Source organism: Corallococcus sp. AB030, from assembly GCF_003668965.1.
Lineage (GTDB): Bacteria > Myxococcota > Myxococcia > Myxococcales > Myxococcaceae > Corallococcus > Corallococcus exiguus.
In genome coordinates this window covers 37266-55275 of the sequence record NZ_RAWQ01000038.1, presented here as the reverse complement: position 1 = coordinate 55275, position 18010 = coordinate 37266, and the positions used below count along the sequence as shown (strand labels likewise).

General features: G+C 71.2%; 14 protein-coding genes. 9 read left to right on the top strand and 5 right to left on the bottom strand.

Features of this window, described 5'->3' with window-relative positions:
• The coding region (locus D7Y15_RS12625; protein ID WP_148712750.1) for a response regulator at nucleotides 1–372 on the bottom strand (372 nt) is incomplete at its 3' end.
• Nucleotides 373–552: 180 nt separating this feature from the next.
• Here D7Y15_RS12625 and D7Y15_RS12620 point away from each other — a divergent pair.
• The 6 genes from D7Y15_RS12620 to D7Y15_RS12595 all read left to right on the top strand — a co-directional run bounded on the left by D7Y15_RS12620 (nucleotide 553) and on the right by D7Y15_RS12595 (nucleotide 7873).
• On the top strand, nucleotides 553–1035 hold the full coding sequence (locus D7Y15_RS12620) for a chemotaxis protein CheW (protein ID WP_120575526.1): 483 nt from the start codon (nucleotides 553–555) through the stop codon (nucleotides 1033–1035).
• Nucleotides 1032–1436: a Frizzy aggregation protein FrzB gene (locus tag D7Y15_RS12615; protein ID WP_120575525.1), complete on the top strand. Its 405-nt coding sequence runs from the start codon at nucleotides 1032–1034 to the stop codon at nucleotides 1434–1436. Before D7Y15_RS12620 ends, D7Y15_RS12615 begins: the two co-directional genes overlap by 4 nt.
• A 5-nt stretch (nucleotides 1437–1441) precedes the next feature.
• Complete coding sequence (locus D7Y15_RS12610) at nucleotides 1442–2701, top strand: methyl-accepting chemotaxis protein (protein ID WP_121752707.1); 1260 nt, start codon at nucleotides 1442–1444, stop codon at nucleotides 2699–2701.
• A 66-nt stretch (nucleotides 2702–2767) separates the two neighbouring features.
• A complete protein-coding gene (locus D7Y15_RS12605) occupies nucleotides 2768–5071 on the top strand; it encodes a hybrid sensor histidine kinase/response regulator (RefSeq protein ID WP_121752706.1) in 2304 nt (767 codons plus the stop codon).
• Nucleotides 5072–5108: 37 nt separating this feature from the next.
• The gene (locus tag D7Y15_RS12600) at nucleotides 5109–6110 is read left to right on the top strand and encodes a chemotaxis protein CheB (protein ID WP_120575537.1); all 1002 of its coding nucleotides are present in this window, start codon (nucleotides 5109–5111) and stop codon (nucleotides 6108–6110) included.
• Nucleotides 6104–7873 carry a CheR family methyltransferase gene (locus D7Y15_RS12595; RefSeq protein ID WP_120575536.1) on the top strand — a complete coding sequence of 590 codons (1770 nt, stop codon included), beginning with the start codon at nucleotides 6104–6106 and terminating at the stop codon, nucleotides 7871–7873. The genes D7Y15_RS12600 and D7Y15_RS12595 overlap by 7 nt, the downstream gene beginning before the upstream one ends.
• A gap of 33 nt (nucleotides 7874–7906) precedes the next feature.
• On the opposite strand, the gene D7Y15_RS12590 is transcribed toward D7Y15_RS12595, so the two are convergent.
• A complete protein-coding gene (locus D7Y15_RS12590; RefSeq protein ID WP_120575522.1) occupies nucleotides 7907–8230 on the bottom strand; it encodes a polyhydroxyalkanoic acid system family protein in 324 nt (107 codons plus the stop codon).
• A 104-nt stretch (nucleotides 8231–8334) separates the two neighbouring features.
• Nucleotides 8335–9804, bottom strand: coding sequence for a deoxyribodipyrimidine photo-lyase (locus tag D7Y15_RS12585; protein ID WP_121752705.1), 1470 nt, complete (start codon nucleotides 9802–9804; stop codon nucleotides 8335–8337).
• A gap of 95 nt (nucleotides 9805–9899) precedes the next feature.
• Between D7Y15_RS12585 and D7Y15_RS12580 the strand changes: the two genes are divergently transcribed.
• From D7Y15_RS12580 to D7Y15_RS12570, 3 genes are all read left to right on the top strand, one after another.
• Nucleotides 9900–11174, top strand: coding sequence for a hypothetical protein (locus D7Y15_RS12580; protein WP_199745919.1), 1275 nt, complete (start codon nucleotides 9900–9902; stop codon nucleotides 11172–11174).
• Between the two features lie 67 nt (nucleotides 11175–11241).
• Nucleotides 11242–12387 carry a DUF1015 family protein gene (locus D7Y15_RS12575; RefSeq protein ID WP_120594969.1) on the top strand — a complete coding sequence of 382 codons (1146 nt, stop codon included), beginning with the start codon at nucleotides 11242–11244 and terminating at the stop codon, nucleotides 12385–12387.
• 163 nt (nucleotides 12388–12550) lie between these two features.
• Nucleotides 12551–13537 carry a DUF6268 family outer membrane beta-barrel protein gene (locus tag D7Y15_RS12570; RefSeq protein ID WP_121752703.1) on the top strand — a complete coding sequence of 329 codons (987 nt, stop codon included), beginning with the start codon at nucleotides 12551–12553 and terminating at the stop codon, nucleotides 13535–13537.
• A 21-nt stretch (nucleotides 13538–13558) separates the two neighbouring features.
• Here the strand turns inward: D7Y15_RS12570 and D7Y15_RS12565 are convergent, their stop codons facing one another.
• Nucleotides 13559–16747 carry a fused MFS/spermidine synthase gene (locus tag D7Y15_RS12565; protein ID WP_233604916.1) on the bottom strand — a complete coding sequence of 1063 codons (3189 nt, stop codon included), beginning with the start codon at nucleotides 16745–16747 and terminating at the stop codon, nucleotides 13559–13561.
• A 138-nt stretch (nucleotides 16748–16885) separates the two neighbouring features.
• A complete protein-coding gene (locus D7Y15_RS12560) occupies nucleotides 16886–18007 on the bottom strand; it encodes a hypothetical protein (protein WP_120575516.1) in 1122 nt (373 codons plus the stop codon).
• Nucleotides 18008–18010: the final 3 nt, after the last annotated feature.

The following is an 18010-nucleotide window of genomic DNA, read 5'->3' as shown; positions in this document are numbered from 1 at the left end:
GTTCAGCGCCGGGGCGCCGATGAGGCCCATCACGCCTCCCAGCACGCCCTCCAGGCCTCCGCTCTTGAGGATGTAGCCGTCAGCGCCGGAGTTCTTCACCTTCGCTTCCAGCTCCTGCTCGGAGAGGTCCGAGTAGAGGACGAGCTTGGAGGTGACGCCCTTCACCGTGCGGAGGTACTCGACGACGTCGTCGCCGAACATCTCCGGCATGTTCACGTCCATGAGGATGAGCGCGAACGGGCCCTCGGTGAGCTTCTGGTTGAGCGTAGCCAGGTCCGGCGCGCCAATGGCCTCATAGCCGGCGGCCGTCAGGGCCCGGACGGTAAGCTCCAGAAGCATCGGGCTGTCGTCAATGACCAGTACGCGGGACATCGTCCTCCTCAAGGGCTGCCAGCGCACAACCCTACACCTTTGGGTCACGATGGACCATCGAAACGGAGAGCAGGCGGCCGGTCCATCACCGGACGATGGACCCTTGACCCTCTTTATCCTGGTCTCGGATACTTCGCTGCCTTGACCCCGAACTCCTCCCCCCTCCAACGCGCCTTGCGCATGGCGCCAGACCGCACGGTGGCCGCCCAGGCCCGGCCGGAGCTGGAATTCTTCTGCTTCCGCGTGGGCGAGCTGCGCTTTGGCGTGCCCAGTGAGAACGTGCTCGAGGTGCTGCGCGCCGGGCTGCTCACGCCTCTGCCGCGCACGCCGTCCTTCATCCTGGGCGTCACCGGCCACCGCGGACAGGTGCTGCCCGTGGTGGACATGCTGCGCTTCCTCAGCAAGGGCGAGGCGCGCATCGGTCCGCGCACCCGCATCTTCGTGGGCGTCAGCGGCAACTACGTCTCCGGCGTGGTGGCGGACGTCGTGCTCGGCCTGCGCCGCATCCCCGTGGCGGACATCGTGCCGCCGCCCCTGGGCGGTGATCAGGCCGCGGAGCACCTGCTGGGCGTGGTGCATGGGTCGGGCCCGGCGGATGGCCTCAACCTGCTCAACTTCTCCAAGCTCCTTCAGACGGCCCGTCAGCGCGCGGTGGTGCGATGAGCGGCGACGTCTTCCTGGATGAGGAAGCCCCCGAGCAGGAACGGGTCCTGGGAGAGGTGGACGTCCTCTTCTTCCAAATTGGTGATTCGGAGTACGGCACGGACGCGTCGTCCGTGCTGCGCATCGACCGGGCGCTCCCGGACGACCTGACCGTGCGCGACCTGGGACTGCCCCACAGGGGGCACCGCGCGCTCGTGTTCGACACCCCCGAGGGCGAGGGCCACCTGAAGGTGGACGCCGTCAACGGGGTGCGCACCATCCCCGTCGCCGGGCTGCGCCGCATGCCGGCCGCCGCCTCGGCGGCTTCGTATGCGGTGGGCATCTGCCTGGATGAAGAGGCGGGCCGTCCCGTGTTGCTCATTGATTTGGCGGAAACCTTGAAGACGCAAGGAAGGCACTGACACACATGTCCCTGGAGAGCCCCAACGAGAAGCCCGCGAAGTCCCGCGGCGCGAGGAAGTCCCCGGGCGTGAAGGCCGGCGCGGAGTCCGTCATCGCCAACACCGTGACGGATCCGCTCAAGCCCTTCACCGACACGCTGATGGCGGTGCTGGCCGGCAACCTGAACGCGCGAGTGCCGCAGGACCGCGTGCAGGCGGACGCCACCGGCTTCGGCCACCTGCTCAACCAGGTGCTGGAGCAGTTCTCCTCCGCCGAACACCGCAAGCAGGTGGCGGCCCAGGAGATCGATCAGGCGCTCGACTCGCTCATCATCCTGGTGCGTGAAGGCGACCTGTCGCGCTGGAACACGTCCACCGAAGACCCCCAGCTCGGGCCCCTGCTGGAGGGCTTCGGCAAGGTCATCGAGACGCTGCGCATCTTCGTGCGGGAGATCAACGAGGCCGCGCTGCGGCTGTCGTCCTCCGCCAACCAGGTGCTGGCGGCGTCCACGCAGCATGAGACGTCCTCCACCGAGCAGGCCGCGGCCATCCACGAGACGACCGCGACCATGGAGGAGCTGAAGCACGCGTCCGCGCAGATCGCGGAGAACGCGGGCAGCGTGGCGCGCGTGGCGGAGGAGACGCTGGGCGCGGCCCGCGCGGGCCGTGGCGCCATTGGCGAGTTCATCCAGGCCATGCAGCAGATCCGCAGCGACGGCGTCGCGGTGGCGGACTCCATCTCCAAGCTGTCCAAGCGCGTGGAGCGCATTGGCACGGTGGTGGAGGTGATTGACGAGATCGCGGACCGCTCCGACCTGCTGGCGCTCAACGCGGCGCTGGAAGGCAGCCGCGCGGGCGAGGCGGGCAAGGGCTTCTCCATCGTCGCGGCGGAGATGCGCCGGCTGGCGGAGAACGTCCTGGAGTCCACCAAGGAGATCAAGAACCTGATCACCGAGATCCGCGAGGCCACGCAGGCCGCCGCGGGCGCCGCGGACGCGTCCAAGCACGCCACGGAGTCCGGCGAGAAGCTGGGCGCGGTGGCGGCGCAGGCCGTGGAAGGCATCCTCTCCGGTGTGCAGGAGACGAGCGACGCGGCCCGGGTCATCAACCTGGCGACCCAGCAGCAGCGCACGGCCACCGAGCAGGTGGTGGCGTCCATGGCGGAGATTGAAGACGTGACGCGCCAGACGACGCAGGCGTCGAAGCAGGCCACCGGGGCCGCCGCCGAGCTCACCCAGCTCGCGGCCCGGCTCGCCGAGCTCATCAAGCGTTTCAAGGCCGACTAGCAGGCGTTCTCCTGAGGGGAGAAAAGGGGACGAGGGGCGTGCATAGCGCCCTGACGCCCGCGACCCATGGACACCGAGGCCCTCAAGAAATCCCTCCTGAAGAAGTTCCAGGAGGTCACGGCCGACCGACTCCAGAAGATCCAACTGGGAGTCATCGACCTGGAGAAGGAGACCGCGGAGCAGGCCGCGGAGGACGTCGCGCGCGAACTGCACACGATGAAGGGCGAGGCCCGCATGTTGGGCCTGGCCGCCATCGGGCAGCTCGCGCACGCCGCCGAGGACGTCCTGCGCGCCGAGCGCGAAGGCAAGACCGCCACCGAGACGGCCACGGACGTCATGCTCCGTGCCTGCGACGTGCTGTCGGACCTCATCGAGGACCTGGACGCGGCCCACACCGGCTCGTCCGCCACCGAGGAGATGGTGAAGGCGCTGTCGGACGTGTCCGGCCACCCCGTGCCCGCGCTGGGCCCGGTGCGCAAGCCCTCCGCCGCGCCGCCCAAGCCCGCGGTGCAGGCTCCGGTGGCGCCTCCCGCCGCCATGGTGCAGGCCCCCGTGCCTGCTCCGGCGCCCGCGCAGGCCACGCCCCGTGCGGCGGAACCTGTCGTCGTGGCCGCGCCCGCTCCGGCCGCGAAGGAGGAGGAGGCTCCGAACACCGCGAAGAGCAACTCCATCGCGGACCGCAGCATCCGCGTGAACGTGGAGGTGCTGGACTCGCTGGGCCTGCTCGCCGGCGACCTGCTGGTGGAGAGCGCGCGCGGCCGGCTTCGCAGCACGGAGACGGCGCAGCTCTTCGAGCGCTTCAGCCGCCTGGGCGACCGCTTCCTGCGCATCTCCGAGGAGGTGGACGTCCCGGACGTCATCCGCACGGAGCTGGAGCGCGCGGAGGCGGACCTGCACATGCTGCGCGACGACGCGTTCCGCTTCGTGCGCCGCAACGGGGACGGCATCAACACGCTGCACGGCAACCTGGCCCAGCTGGCGGACCACGTGGCCGAGGCGCGCCTGGTGCCGCTGTCCACCGTGTTCGACGCGTTCCCTCGCGCGGTGCGCGACATCGCGAAGACGCAGAACAAGGAAGTGGACCTGATCATCGAGAACGCCGACATCGGCGTGGACCGGTCCATGCTGGCGGACGTGCGCGACGCGCTGGTGCACCTCCTGCGCAACGCCGTGGACCACGGCCTGGAGTCCTCGGACTTCCGCCAGCAGATGGGCAAGCCCGACACGGGCCGCATCCGCATCCGCGTGCGCGTGGACGGCGACATGCTCCACATCGAGGTGGAGGACGACGGCCGGGGCATGGACACCGAGCGGCTCAAGCAGGTGGCCATCAACAAGCGCCTGCTGTCACCGGTGCAGGCCGCCGCGCTGTCGGAGCGCGAGGCCATCGAGCTCATCTTCCGCCCCGGCTTCTCCACGCGCGAACAGGTCAGTGAGCTGTCCGGCCGCGGCGTGGGCATGGACGTGGTGAAGCGCAAGGTGGAGACGCTGGGCGGGTCCGTGGGCGTGCAGAGCCGCCAGGGCCGCGGCACCACCATCACGCTGCGCCTGCCTCAGTCGCTGGCCCTCATGAAGGTGCTGCTGGTGCGCCTGGGCGACGACGTCTACGGCATGCCCGCCGCGGACGTGGTGGCCGTCATGCGCATCAAGCCGGATGACCGCATGGAGGTGTTCGGCACGCTGGCGGTGCGGCACCGGGGCAAGCCCACGGCGCTCGTGGCGCTGGGGCCGCTGTTGGGCCTCAACGGCGGCAACCGCTTCGACAAGCCCCCCGCGGTGGTGGTGCGCCACGGCGACGACTACGCCGCGCTGGTGGTGGACGGCTTCGTGGACGAGCGCGAGGTGGCGGTGAAGCCCTGTGGAGGAGAGTTCCTCAAGGGCGCGCCGTTCATCGCGGGCACGGCGGCGCTGGAGGACGGGCGCATCGCGGTGCTGCTGCACGTGCCGGACATCATGACGGAGGTGCGCCGCATGGCCCGCCCCGTCACCCAGGCGCCCGCCAGCCGCCGGCTGCGCGTGCTCCTGGTGGATGACTCGCCCATCGCGCGTGCGACGGAAGGCGCGCTCGTCAAGGCGCTGGGCCACTCCGTGGAGGAGGCCCAGGACGGCGAGGAGGCGTACGTGAAGGTGCAGAACAACACGTACGACCTCATCCTCACCGACGTGCAGATGCCGAAGCTGGACGGCTTCTCCCTCACGCGGCGGCTGAAGGGCACGCCCGCCGTGGCGCGCATCCCGGTCATCATCCTGTCGTCGCTCGCGTCGCCGGAGGACAAGCGGCGCGGCCTGGATGCGGGCGCGGATGCGTACCTGGTGAAGGGCGAGCTGGGGGTGGAGATCCTGGCGCAGTCCATCGATAGGCTGACCTGAGGAGCCTCTCGTGGGCGGCGGCACGGCGGTGATGGGACTGGCGTTCCGGGTACTCCTGGTGGGGCGGGGCCTGCGCGGGCTGGTGCGCGGGCTCTTCGAGGGCGAGTCTCTGGTCGCCGTGGGCCCGCCAGAGGCGGACTTCGTGGGCGCGGAAGCGGTGGTGCGCAGGCACTTCCCGGACGTGCTGCTGGTGGACCTGGTGTCGTCGGAGGCGCTGGGCGCCATCGAGCGCATCATGGCCCAGCGCCCCACGCCCATCCTCGCGCTGCACCCGGGCGTGCTCACCGGCCAGCAGGCGTTCCAGGCGCTGGCCATGGGCGCGCTGGACGTGATGGACCGGCCCATGACTCCGGGGCCGGACTTCTGGCACGCGGTGAACCGCAAGCTGGTGATGCTGGCGCAGGTGAAGGGCGTGCGCTCGCCGCCTTCCTCGCCCAAGGCCAAACAGCCGGTGCAGGAGGGGCCCACCGCGCCGTTTCCCCTGGTGGCGCTGGCTGCCTCGCTGGGCGGGCCGAAGGCCGTCGCCTCCGTGCTGCGGATGATTCCGCGGGGCTTCCCCGCGCCCATCGCCTACTGTCAACACATCAGCCAGGGCTTCACGGAAGGTCTGGCGCACTGGCTTTCCACGGAGACGGCGCTGCGCGTCGTCGAGGCGACGCATGACGCGTGGATGGAGCCGGGCACGGTGTACATCGCCCCTTCGGGAGGACATCTGCTGGTGAAGCCGGACGGCCGTCTGGAACTGGATACAGGACCTGCCCTGCGGGGCTTCCGGCCCTCGTGTGACATGCTGCTCACTTCGGCCGGGGAGTCTTTCGGCCGGCGGTGCATTGGCGTCATCCTGACGGGCATGGGCCGCGACGGCGCCAGGGGGTTGAAGGAGATTCGCGAGCGGGGCGGGCGCACCATCGCGCAGGACGAGGCCACGTGCGTCGTCTACGGCATGCCTCGCGAGGCCGTGCTCCTGGGCGCGGCGCAGCAGGTGCTGCCGCTGGACGTCATCGCGCCGACGCTCGTCCAGTGGGTGGACGCGTGCTGAACGTGGGCAACAAGGTGCTCCAGCAGCTGGCCGCGCTCCTCCTGGAACGCGCGGGGCTGAAGATCACCCTGGATGGCTACCACAGCCTGCGGCTCGCCCTGTCCACGCGCATGCCCGTGCTGGGGCTGAGCGACCCTGAGAAGTACCTGCAGAAGCTGATGAGCGTGAGCGGCGAGGAGGAGCTGCGCGCGCTCTTGCCGCTGGTGACGGTGGGGCACACGGAGTTCTTCCGCGACGCGAAGCAGTTCCGCGCGCTGGAGCAGAGCGTGCTGCCGGAGCTGCTCGCGCGGGCCCGGCGCGAGATGCGCAAGGTGACCATCTGGTCCGCGGGCTGCGCCACCGGCGAGGAGCCCTACAGCCTGGCGCTGGTGATGGCGGAGCTGGGGGCGCTCGCGGTGGAGGTTGACCTGTGGGCCACCGACCTGAACCTGGCCGCGGTGGAGGCCGCGCGGCAGGGGCGCTTCACCACGCGTCGCGCGATGGCCATTGGACCGGAGCGGCTCAAGCGCTTCTTCCGGCCCGTGGAGGACGGCTACGAGGCGTCTCCCATCCTGCGCGAGTACATCCGCTTCGACGGTCAGAACCTGGCCGTGCCGGTGTTCGACAAGGTGGCGCCCGCGTCGTTGGACCTCATCCTCTGCCGCAACGTCATCATCTACTTCGACCTGCCCACCATCCGCGCGCTGATGGACCGCTTCCTCGCGGCGCTGCGTCCGGGCGGGCTGCTCTTCCTGGGGTACTCGGAGAGCCTGTTCAAGGTCTATGACCGCTTCGAGATGATCGAAGTGGACGGTGCGTTCGTGTACCGGCGCCCCTTGGGCGAGCGCCCCCGTCCGCCGCCGCCGCTGGCGCCCATGGCGTCGGAGCTCCGGCCGGGCAGCCCGGAGTCCTTCGCCGTGGAGCTGCGCCAGCGGATGCAGGCCAGCGCGGAGACCGCGGCCAGGCTGCGCACCGACGCGGCGGGTGCCAAGGCTCCGGACGCGCCCGTGCGCAGGCCCACCCTGGAGATGCCCGCGTTGGGCGCGCTGGCGGGGCGCCGCACCGGGGAGTTCCCCGCCGTCCGCCCGGAACCGGCCCGCACCGGGGAGTTCCCCGCCATCAAGGAGGATCCGACCCGTCCCGGAGAGCCTCCGCGCCGGACCGCGACGACTGGTTCCTTCGCGGCGGTGCGCGTGGATCCGCCCGCGTCCCGGCCGCTGACGGAAGCGGTGCCCGCGCGCCCCAGCGGTTCGTGGCCGCAGCTGCTGCCGCCCGCCGAGCGCTTGAACATGGCCGTGCGCAAGATGGCGCAGGGCGACTTCCCTGGCGCCATCGACGGCGTGAAGCGCCTGCTGGTGGACGAGCCCTCCGACCTGGACGCGCTCCTGACGCTGGGCAACCTGTACTCGCTCACCGGCCGCATCGACGAGGCGCGCGAAACCTTCGGTCAGGCGCTCCAGCGCGAGCCGCTGTGCGTGGAGGCGCGCGTCTTCGGCGGGGTGGCGGCGATGCAGGCGGGGAGCCTGACCGAGGCTCGCTCCGAGCTGGCCAAGGCCCTGTTCCTGGAGCCCACGCTGGCCATTGGCCACTACCTGCTGGCCCAGGTACAGGAGCGCACGCAGGACTTCGAGGCGGCCCGGCGCAGCTACCGCAACGCCGTTGCTCAGCTGAAGTATCCGCAGCGCCCGTTGGCGGGGCACTACCCGGAGATGCTCGACTCCGCGGAGGCCATCTCCCGCGCGGCCCGCTATGCGCTGGCCGCGCTGGAGGAGCAGCCGGGCTGAAAGCAGCACAGCCCGGCGCACGGCGGAACGACGTCAGTCCAGGTTGCCCTTCACCTGATCCAGGCTCTTGGACGGATCCAGCACCGCGCCGAACTTCTTCTGGATGTACGTCTTGGCCTGGCTGCGCAGCAGCATTCCGGGGTCGGTGCCCTCGCCGGAGATGGCCTTGTCCGTGATGACGAAGCTGGCGTCCAGGTTGATGCCCATCACCTTGCCGACGAGCTTCGCGCCCTCGTCGCCCTGCCAGTCGGACTTCACGCCGTACTTGGAGCCCCAGTAGTGGAGGAGCTGCTCGACGCGCTTCTTGACCTCGTCCTTGGGAAGGTTGTGGGGGACCTCGAACTTCATCGTGCCCATGGCTGACTCCTGATTCATTCCGCGAAAGCGGGTGCGTCCGTCCGGTTTAGTGACCCCGGGCCGGAAAGTGAACCGCCGTCTTCAGGGGGATGTCCACCGGCGGCCTACCGGGCTGTCTTCCGGCGGGACTTCTTCACGGTCGCGGGGGCCTCGGGCTGCTCGGCCGGGGGGCCCCAGCGCTCCAAGTACGGGTCCAGGTCGAACTTCTCCGCGGTGCGGAGCGAGCTCATGGGCCGCACCTTCCCAATCACCGCGCGCTCCTGGAAGGGCCGGTCGTGCAGCCCCAGGACCCACATGAAGTTGGAGACGCTCGCCGGGTCGCGTCCGTCCACCGCGTAGGTGTCGTTGAGCCGCGCGATGCGGGCCAGCGCTTCTTCCGGCGAGGGGCTCCACTCCAGGATCTTCTTCCCCCAGAGCATGCGCAGGTAGTTGTGGATCCGCCCTCGCTCCCGCAGCTCGCGCTGGGCCGCGTTCCAGAGCGCGTCCTGCGTGCGGCCCTGATCCAGATCCTCGAACGAGTAGAGGTGCGGGCGCGGATCCTTCCGGTGGCGTGAGAGCGTTTCGCGCGCCCAGCCGGGCAGGGAGTCCGTGCTCAGCTGCTTCGGGCCGGGCGTGTGGAAGCAGTAGTTGAAGCCCAGCTCACGGCGCACGAGCAACTCCTCCACGAAGGACTGCACGGCGGGGTGGTCCTTGCCCTTCGCCGCGATGGCCGCTCGCGCTGCCTCGCCGGGGAAGAGGTTGCCCCAATGGAAGTAGGGCGACAGGTTGGACTGCTGGCCCAGGCCTGGATCATTCCGGCCGGTGTCGTAGCCCTCCAGCCGCTCGTGGAGGAACGCATCCAGGGCCTTGAGGCCTGCCTTGCGTCCACCGCGCTCGGAGACGGGCTTCACGGAATGATCCAACGCGAACGTGTCCAGCTCGGCGCGGGCCTTCACGGCGTCGGAGAGCTCGAAGTCCGGTTGCAGCTTCGCGCCCGACACGCGGGGCTTTCGCTGGGGCAGCGTGCGCTCCAGGTACTCCGGCCACAGCTTGCGCAGCTTGGGGCGCAGCGCGTACGCGCCCACCTGGGCCGCGGGGATGCGCTGCATGGGCACCACGCAGGAGGCGTCCACGGCGATGAGCGGCACCCGCAGCGCCTTCGCCGCGCCGCGCAGGTGGCCCGGGATGATGTACGTGGGGAACAGGTCCGACACGACGGCCGCCGCGCGCCGGCCCAGGCTCGCGAGCCGCGGCTTGTGCTCCTTCTTCGTGCGCGGCAGCTCCAGCCAGTACTGCAGGCCGCGCGGGGCGCAGCCCTTCGCCATGTCCGCCATGCCCTCCAGGGCCCACGCGTGGAGCCGCTCCGATGCGTAGGGGTAGTCCGGGCGGATGGCCTGGTAGACGACGACGGGCAGGCCCAGGTGGTTGCCCAGCGCGATGGCGGCGTCCAGCGCGTGGTTCTCCTCCCACCGATGGTTCACCATGCACCAGTAGAGGACGAAGTCGCGCTGACCAGGAGGGAAGGGGGCTTCGTTCACCGCCTGCACGCGGGCGGAGTCGACGCCGAGTTCGGACCACGAGATGCCTTCGGGCATGGGCGCGCGAGAATCTTCGACACGCGGCGGAAAACCAACACGCGCGCACCGGTTGTGGTTTTCTGCCGGACGGCCGGACCCAAGGAGCGCCTCGCGTGTCACACCGTCGAACCTGGAACCTCCCTGTCACCGTCCTCGCGGTCGCGCTGATGTTGCCGGGCCTCGCACTCGCGCAGGCGGGTGGCACGGGCGTCTATCCGGCACCGCAGCCGCCGCCTCCGCCCGCGCCGGGCATGTACCCGGCGCCGTCCTCGCAGGCCGAGCCCCAGGCGGAAGAGCCGCGGCCCGTGTCGCCCTCCAGCGACGCTGACGGGCAGATGTCTCCCTCGCGGCCGTCGGACATCGACGCGTATCCGCGGTCCACGCAGGCGAACCCGGATGACGTGCCTCCCCGCGCGAGCGACGCGCCGCTCGCGCCGCCGGATCCGGACCGCCTGCGCACCGAGCCTCAGGCGCCGTTGACGGAAGGCACGCGCGAGGTTCGCCCGGAGTCCATCCGCGACGAGACCGCGACGGCCGCCTCGCGGCTCCGACCGCCGCCGGAGGACAACGGCGTGTTCCTGGATGGCCAGCGCCGCCGGGGGCCGTTCCTGTCCGGTCCTGGCAGCACGCGCTTCGTGCTGCACCACACGGCCCTGGGGGCGCTGGGCGGCTTCTTCACGCAGGCGTTCTCGAAGGAATTCAACTTCGACCGCACCTCGCGCGAGTCCATGCTCGCGGGCACCCTCATTGGCGCGGGCCTGGGCTTCGGCGCCTCCGCGTGGTGGCAGTTCAACAACTGGGTGGACACCCCCATGGCGAACTTCACCATCCTCAACTCGGGCATTGGCGGCATGGCGCTCGCGGGCTTCATGGACCTCATCACCCAGGACGCGGGTGTGCTCACCTGGTCCGCGTTCCTGGGCGCGGAGCTGGCCGCGTGGCTGACGGCGGGCATCGGCGGCGGGCAGTTGCCGCTCTCGGACGGCCTGCTGGTGGCGTCCGGCGCGGGCTGGGCGGCGGCGTACAGCGCGCTGTTCCTCGCCATCGTGCACTTCTCCGGCACGGCCATCTCCGGCAAGACGTGGAAGGACCTGCTGCTCATCTCCCCGGGCGTGGGCGCGGGCGTGCTGGCCCTGGCGACCATGCGCTACAACCCCACGGCGTCGCAGATTCTGCGTGCGGACCTCTTCGGCGGCGGTGTGGGCGCGGCGGTGCTGCTCATCTCCGGCCTGGTGCTGGGCGGCTTCAACCAGTCCACCCCCTACGTGCTGTCCTTCCTGGGCTCCGCGGGCGCCATCACCACCGTGAGCCTGTTGTGGGAGGAGAGCGTGGACCGGTCCTCCCTGCGCAGCGCCAAGGACCGGCCCTACAAGAACGTCTGGTGGTAGACGGCCAGGCGGACGGGCGAGCAGGCGTGATGGCACGCGGGGAAGGGCGGCATCACCTTTCCCCGGTATGGCGCGCGTCCTTCCATTCTCGGCCCTCCTGACCTCGCTGGGCTCCTCGCTGGAGCCCGATGACGGTCCTCCTCGCGGCAACGCGGCCCCATTGCCCACGCATGTGCGGCCCCTGCTGGAGGCCGCGAACCCGAGCGCCGAGCTGCGCCGGCTGCGCGACTCGGGCGGGCTGTTGAAGGACGCACGTCCCGCTCTCTACGTGGTGGAGCTGCACGGCCCCGCGGGCCGCTTCTCCGGTCCACCCGTGCGCTACCTGCTGTGCGCGCTGACGCCGGACGCGGTGCCGTCGCTGGAGCAGGACCCGTACCGGCCCCGCGCGTGGGAGGTGGAGCCCGCCGTCACCCTGGTGGCGGATGACCACGGCGCCCTCCGCGCCCTCCTGGCCGAAGCCGCCGAGCGCGGCATCTCCGTCTGGAAGGGGCAGTACGACGGCAGCCCGGTGTCGCTCCTGCGCATCGAACCGTCCCCGGTGTCCAAGCGCCTGCAGGCGGTGCTGGACGAGGCGCCCATGCGGCCCCTGGCGGCCCTGAGCGAGCAGGGCCAGACCTTGGCCGCGGTGGTGCCGCTGTCCGAGCCGGGCCTGGAGCTGTGCCCCATCCACCGTGCCCTGAAGGGCGTGGAGACGTTCCAGGAGGACACCTTCCTCACCCTGGTGGCCGCGTACGCGCGCGTGACGGAGCTGGACGCGCCCCTCACCACGCCGCAGGGACTCTCCGCGGCGCGCGAGCGCCTGGCCACGCTGGTGCCCGGACAGCACGCCGTGCTGCTGGTGCTGCCGGGAGGCCGGGGCCGCATCCTGCGCTTCCGTCAGGGCCTGGACCTGGCGCACCTGAAGGGCGCGCCTCGAAACCCCACGCTGCGCAGCCTGGACCTGGCGCTGCTCAACGCGTTGGTGCTGCGCACGGTGCTGGGCATCCAGGAGCCGGAGGCGTCCGGACATCCGCAGGTGTTCCCGGTGCACGGCCTGGGCGCGCTGGTGGCGGGCGTGGAGGCCGGCACGTTCCAGGCGGGCTTCGCGCTCAACCCTCCGCCGGTGTGGGAGGTGAGGGCGGTGATGGAGGCCCAGGCCACGTTGCCTCCGCGCACCCTGCGCGTGGAGCCGCGCGTGCCCGCGGGGTTGCTCTTCATGGATCCCGAAGCCTGACGGCCCCCTGTGTGCGTGCGCTGACCGGCACCGCGCAGGACTGGCCATGGTGGGCTGACACAGCCACACGCCTTTCGCTGCACCCTGGGTGCGGCGGGGCAGGGTAGACTCCCCGGCCTCGGGGCGGGGTCCGGCCGCTCCGTCTTTGCGAAGGCAGGGTGTGATGCGCGTGGACTTCCGCCGCGCCGTGCAATGGCGACTCCGGGCTCGGATGGCCGCGGGCTTGAGCGGCTGGGTCGTGGCGCTGCTGCTGCTCATGGGCACCCGCGTGCTGGCGCAGACGCAGGCGGACCGGCTCTATCTGAGCTACGGCCTCTCCGGCGGCGGCTCGCTGGAAGCGGGAGGCGCCCGCATCAAGGAGCGGCGGACCCTGGAGCTGCGCGTGCCGCTGCCGCCACTCGTCCTGGGGCGCACGTACCTGCTGCCGTCGGTGGGCTACGAGACGCGGTGGATGGGCGTGGACGTGCCCGCCGTGCGCGATGACGCGGTGGATCGGCAGTTCCACCGCATCCAGTTGGGGCTCACGGTCGTCCGGCCCCTGGTGCGGCGCTGGTTGCTCGTCACGGGCGTGATGGCCAGCACCCGCACGGACTTCCAGTCCTCCTTCGACATGGCGCTGGACACGTCGTGGGTGGCGTTCGCGATGGCCAACTACCAGTTCGAGGACACGCCGGGGCTCGGGGTGACGTTCGGAGTGGTGGCGCTGTGGCCGTTCGACAAGCTGCCGGTGGTGCCCATGCTGAGCCTGACCTACAACCGGGGCCCGTACGTCCTGGAGGTGGGCCTGCCCCGGCTCACGCTGCTGCGCAAGCTGGGCGACACGGTGGAGCTGGGGCTGGTGGGCGCGCTGGACATGCAGGTGCTCCGCACCCGCTTCGACCCGGAGCTCCGGGCGCTGAACGCCAGCTACCTGCGCGAGACGCAGGTCCGCGTGGGCCCCACCGTGAACGTCCACCTGGGCCGCGACCTGTGGCTGAGCTCGTCGGTGGGCCTGTCGCTGATCAACGACTACGCGCTGCTGGACCGCCAGCGCGAAAGCCTGAACGTCCGCGGGCTGGACATGGGGCCCGCTCCGTACGCGCGCGTTGTCCTGGGCTGGCGGCCCGGACGGCCCCAGGCGAAGGCGAAGAGCCCGCGCCCGGCGCCCTGAGCACCGCGGAGCGGGGCGGACCTACTGTCCCTCCGGGACGTCCGTGGCCTGCGGCGCCTCTTGTTTCGGCGCCTCATTCCTCGGGGGCTCTTCCGGGAGGGCGTCCTCCAGGAAGGGAGGGGGCGCCTGGGCCAGGAAGCGCTCCAGGTCCTCCCGCGCCGTTTCCGCCCGGGCGTCGCCATGCTGGGCGTAGCACGCGGCACGCTCCATCAACAGCTCACGGTTCCATGGGAAATGCGGCTCCAGGGGCGAGAGTCCCTCCACGCACATCGCCATGCCTCCCGCCGCGACCGCGAGCCTCGCGCGGACCAGCTTCCGCCGCTCCGTGGCCGCGCTGGCCGCGAAGGGCTGCTCGAGCGTCACGTAGAGCCGCCGGGCCAACTCCGGAGAGCGCTGGCCCACCCGGACCGCGGCGCCCAGCGCCGTGCGCGTCAGCTCCCGCGTCGGCCATGGATCCTCTCGCAGGGCCGTGAACGCGCGCTCGAGCAACGCCGTGGCGGGAGCATCCTGCTTCTGGGACTCCAGGTGCAGGGCCTCCAGGAAGTCCGCTTCGACGGGGAGGATCGTCCTCAAGGCCTGCACGGCCTCGAGCGCCTTGGGGTTGCGGGTCATCACCAGCGCGCGTGCCACCAGGTACTGCTCCAGGGGGCCGCGGGGCTCCCGCTTCATGCGCGTCCAGTGTCTCAGCGCCGCGGCGTCCTGGCCCGCCTGTGCGGCGTCGACGAAGGCCTTGTAGGGACGGGCCTGTTCGGACACCTGGTCAGGGAGCGTGGTCCCCAGCCACAACCGCAGCTCTTCCACGCGCCCCCAGTCCGGGCTTCCCCCCGTGAACGCCAGCCGGTCCGCCCCGAGCCGCCGCGACAGGCGGCCCATGTCCGCGGTGGAGAAGTAGATGGATTGGCCCAGGCCGCGCGCGAAGGCGAACTCCATGGAGGACAGATCGTCCGTGTTGATCATGTCCGCGCCGCGCTCCGCCGCCACCTTCGGCAGCCCCGCGTTCGCGATGAAGTGCGCGAGCACGCCCTCCAGTTCGTCCGTCCGCCACACGGCGGCCAGCGCGGTGCGGAAGGGCTCCTGGGTGATGCGGGTGCGCAGCGCTTGCAGATCGAGTGACTGCGGCTTCGTGGAGGCGATGAGCAGCAGGTCTCCGGACTGCGTCTGCCAGGTGTCCACCTCCGCGAACTCCGAGACGAGCGTGGCATAGGCGCTCTGGACGGTGAGGGAATCCACTTCGTAGGCCTGGAGCCACTGCAGGAACAGGCCGCCCTCGGACAGGCGCTGTTTCGCCGCCTGGTAGAACTCGCGCGTGAAGAGGCTGGAGATGCCGGCGCGGTACGGGTTGGAGGGCTCGGAGAAGATGATGTCGTAGCGCTGGCGGGTGGTGAGCAGCACCTCGCGCGCGTCGCCGAAGACGGTGTGCACCTTCGGGTTGTTCATCACGTCCGCGTTCACCGAGTGGCTGCGGCGCGCGACCTCCAGGATGGCGGGCTCGATTTCGACCACGTCCACGCGCTCCATCTCCGGAACCCGGCCCAGCCAGCCCGCGGTGCTGCCCGTGCCCAGCCCGATGACGAGCGACGTGCGCGGCGCCGGGTGCAGGATCGCGCCGACGAGGCCCGCCATGACCTGGGTGGTCGCATCGCCAATGGTGTGGCCGTCCACCTTGCCGTTGACGATGAAGTGCAGGGCGTCGTCATCCCCCAGCGCGACGCTGCTCTCCACGCCCTCGTGTTCCCAGGCGATGTCGCGCCGGATGGTGCGCAGGAACCCGTCGATCCGCTGGTTGTTGGCGTTCTCCAACCCCGCCCGGCCCGCGCCCACGCCGGAGTGGCGCCACGCGGCGGTGGGGCCCTGCGCGGTGAGCAGCAGCACGGCGAGCGCGGTGGTCAGCACCGGCGCCACCAGGGCGCTGCGTTGGCGCTCCCGCTGGAAGGAGAGGAGGGCGGCGCCCAGACCCAGCGCAGCGAGGAGTCCGGACACGGCCTGCCACGTCACTGGCGCGGTGAGCAGCGGAATCACCCCGAAGCCGCCCGCGAGCGAGCCCACGATGGAGCCGCCCGTGTTCCACGCGTACACCTGGCCCACCTGCCGGCCCGCGTCCTGCCTGCCCCGCCCGATGAGGGCGAGCAGCAGCGGGAACTGCACGCCGGACACGAACGCGGCGGGCAACACCACGATGGAGGTGATGAACGTCCAGCCCAGCGCCATTCCCGCCAGGCCCATGCCGCCCAGGGGGCGCAACAGCGCGGCGAGGATGGCCAGCCGGTCCCCCAGCGCGAACGGCAGCGCCATCAACACGGCCTCCGCGGCGCAGGTGAGCGCGAAGCCCTGGAGCGTGGCCGGGCGGTGGCGGAAGAAGACGGTGTAGGCGGTGCCGCCCAACCCGATGCCCAGCAGCGCCAGGGCGAGGATGAGCCCGAACGTGAACGTCGTGCCGCCCAGGATCGGTCCCAGCATCCGGTACCAGACCAGCTCCATCAGCAGGAACGCGAAGCCCACCACGGCCGCGGCCACGAGCACGAAGCCCTGGGGCGGCAGCGCGCTCGCGTTGGCCACGGGCCCGGTGGCGGGCGCCGCCTCGGCGGGCCCGGGCGTGGCCGGAGCGTCGGACTCCATCGAACGGCTCACGGAGCGCGCGGTGATGGCCACGAGCGCGTTGAGCAGGCAGGCGCACCAGAGCGTGGAGCGGTTGCCCAGCACCTCCAGCAGCAGGAACGTGGACGCCACCGCGCCCGTCACGGCGCCCAGCGTGTTGATGCCATAGAGCAGGGCGAGGTCGCGGCGGTGCGGATCCGCGTCGGAGAGCACCGCGCGCGCGGCGGCCGGGAGCGTGCCGCCCATGAGCACCGTGGGCACCGCGAGCACCAGCAGCGACAGCACCAGCCGCACGACGGTGCCCAGGCCCAGGCCCATCACCGGCGTGCCGCCCAGGGCGACGTAGATGGCGCGCACCGCCTCCACGAGGAAGGGGCTCAGCGCGGCGCTCGCGGCGATGAGCAGCTCCAGGTTCGCGTAGAAGCCCAGCGGCCGCGCCTGCCGGTCCGCCCGAGCGCCCAGGAGCGCGCTGCCCAGACCCAACCCCGCCATGAAGATGGCGAGCACCGCGGCCGAAGCGGCGGTCGAGGCCCCGAAGATGAGGCGGAACTCCCGCACCCACACCGTCTGATAGACGAGTGCGCAAAGCCCCGAACCGAAGAGGAGGGGAGCCACCCTCCAGACGCGTGTGTTCATCGAACCCTCGGGGAGCCGGCGCCCGTCCTTTTCATGACGGGTCGCGGCTCCCTGCCGGGTCCTAGTATCTCGTACGAGTTGTCCGGCTGAAAACAGTGAAGCGGGGCCTGCCTGCCCCTACGGCGCCGGTTTCGCGCGCTCGGCGGCCTGGCGCTCCTGGCGGCACCAGGCGAGCTGCTCCTGGAGGGTGGCCAGTGGCACGGCCAGCTCCAGCTTGAAGGACGAGCCGTCCGGCCGGACCTTCGCGAAGTCCAGGAGCTGCGCCAGGTCGTCCTTGCCGTCCGCCTGCGCCTTCATGCGCGCCATGGACAGCGCGCCGCCCAGGGACTTGCCCAGGTCCGTCATCTTCTCCGCGTCCAGGCCCGTCACGTTGGCCACCATGGCCACGTCGCCGCTGGTGTCCAGGTGCAGCTCCACGTTCTGGGCCACGTCCGTCAGCCGCCGCGCCAGCTCCTCCTGGCCCGGCCCCAGCAGCTTCGCCAGGGTCTCCACCGCCAGCACGCCGTACATCTCGCCGTAGGTGCTGTTCTCATCCAGGAGCGGCGCGCCTTCCTCCTGGCCGCGCCCGTCCATGCGGTCCAACACCGTCTTCACGGAGTCCGGCGACTTGCCGAACACCAGCATCTGGTTGTTCCAGGTGCCCACCGCGCTGTCCATGCGCCCGCGCTGCGTGCCGCCGTCCGGCAGGGCGAAGGTCGTGTCCCCCGGCTCGTACACGCGCGCGCCCGGGCCGTGGTCGGACGCCACGCGCTCGCCCAGGAGCTCCTGGTACTTCGCCTTGCTGAAGTCGCCGGAGAGGATGACGCCCTCGTCGGTGACGACCAGCCGGTCCAGGTCCTGGAGCGGATCCACGCCGCTCAGCGCCTTGAACTGCTCCAGGTTCTTGCCGCCATCGCGCAAGAGACAGTCCATGAGCAGCTCGCCCACGGGCGAGTAACGGAGCGCGTTCGCCTCGATGACCACCGCCGTGCGGCCCGGGCCGCGGGGCAGCGCCGCGAGCAGCGGGTCCCTCGGCTTCGCTGGCGCGGCCACGCCCGCGTCCACCACGGCGGGCATCACCCAGGTGCGCCGCTTCTCCGCGCGCTCCAGGTCCGTGCCCCGCATGCGCCGGGGGAACTCCACGTCCGGAGCTTCCGCTGCCGGCTTGTCGCCCTGGCCCGTGAACATCAGGACCGCGCCTCCGGCGAACAACAGCAGCGCCCCCACCAGCCACACCCTCCTGCGCCCGCGCGAATCCATGGT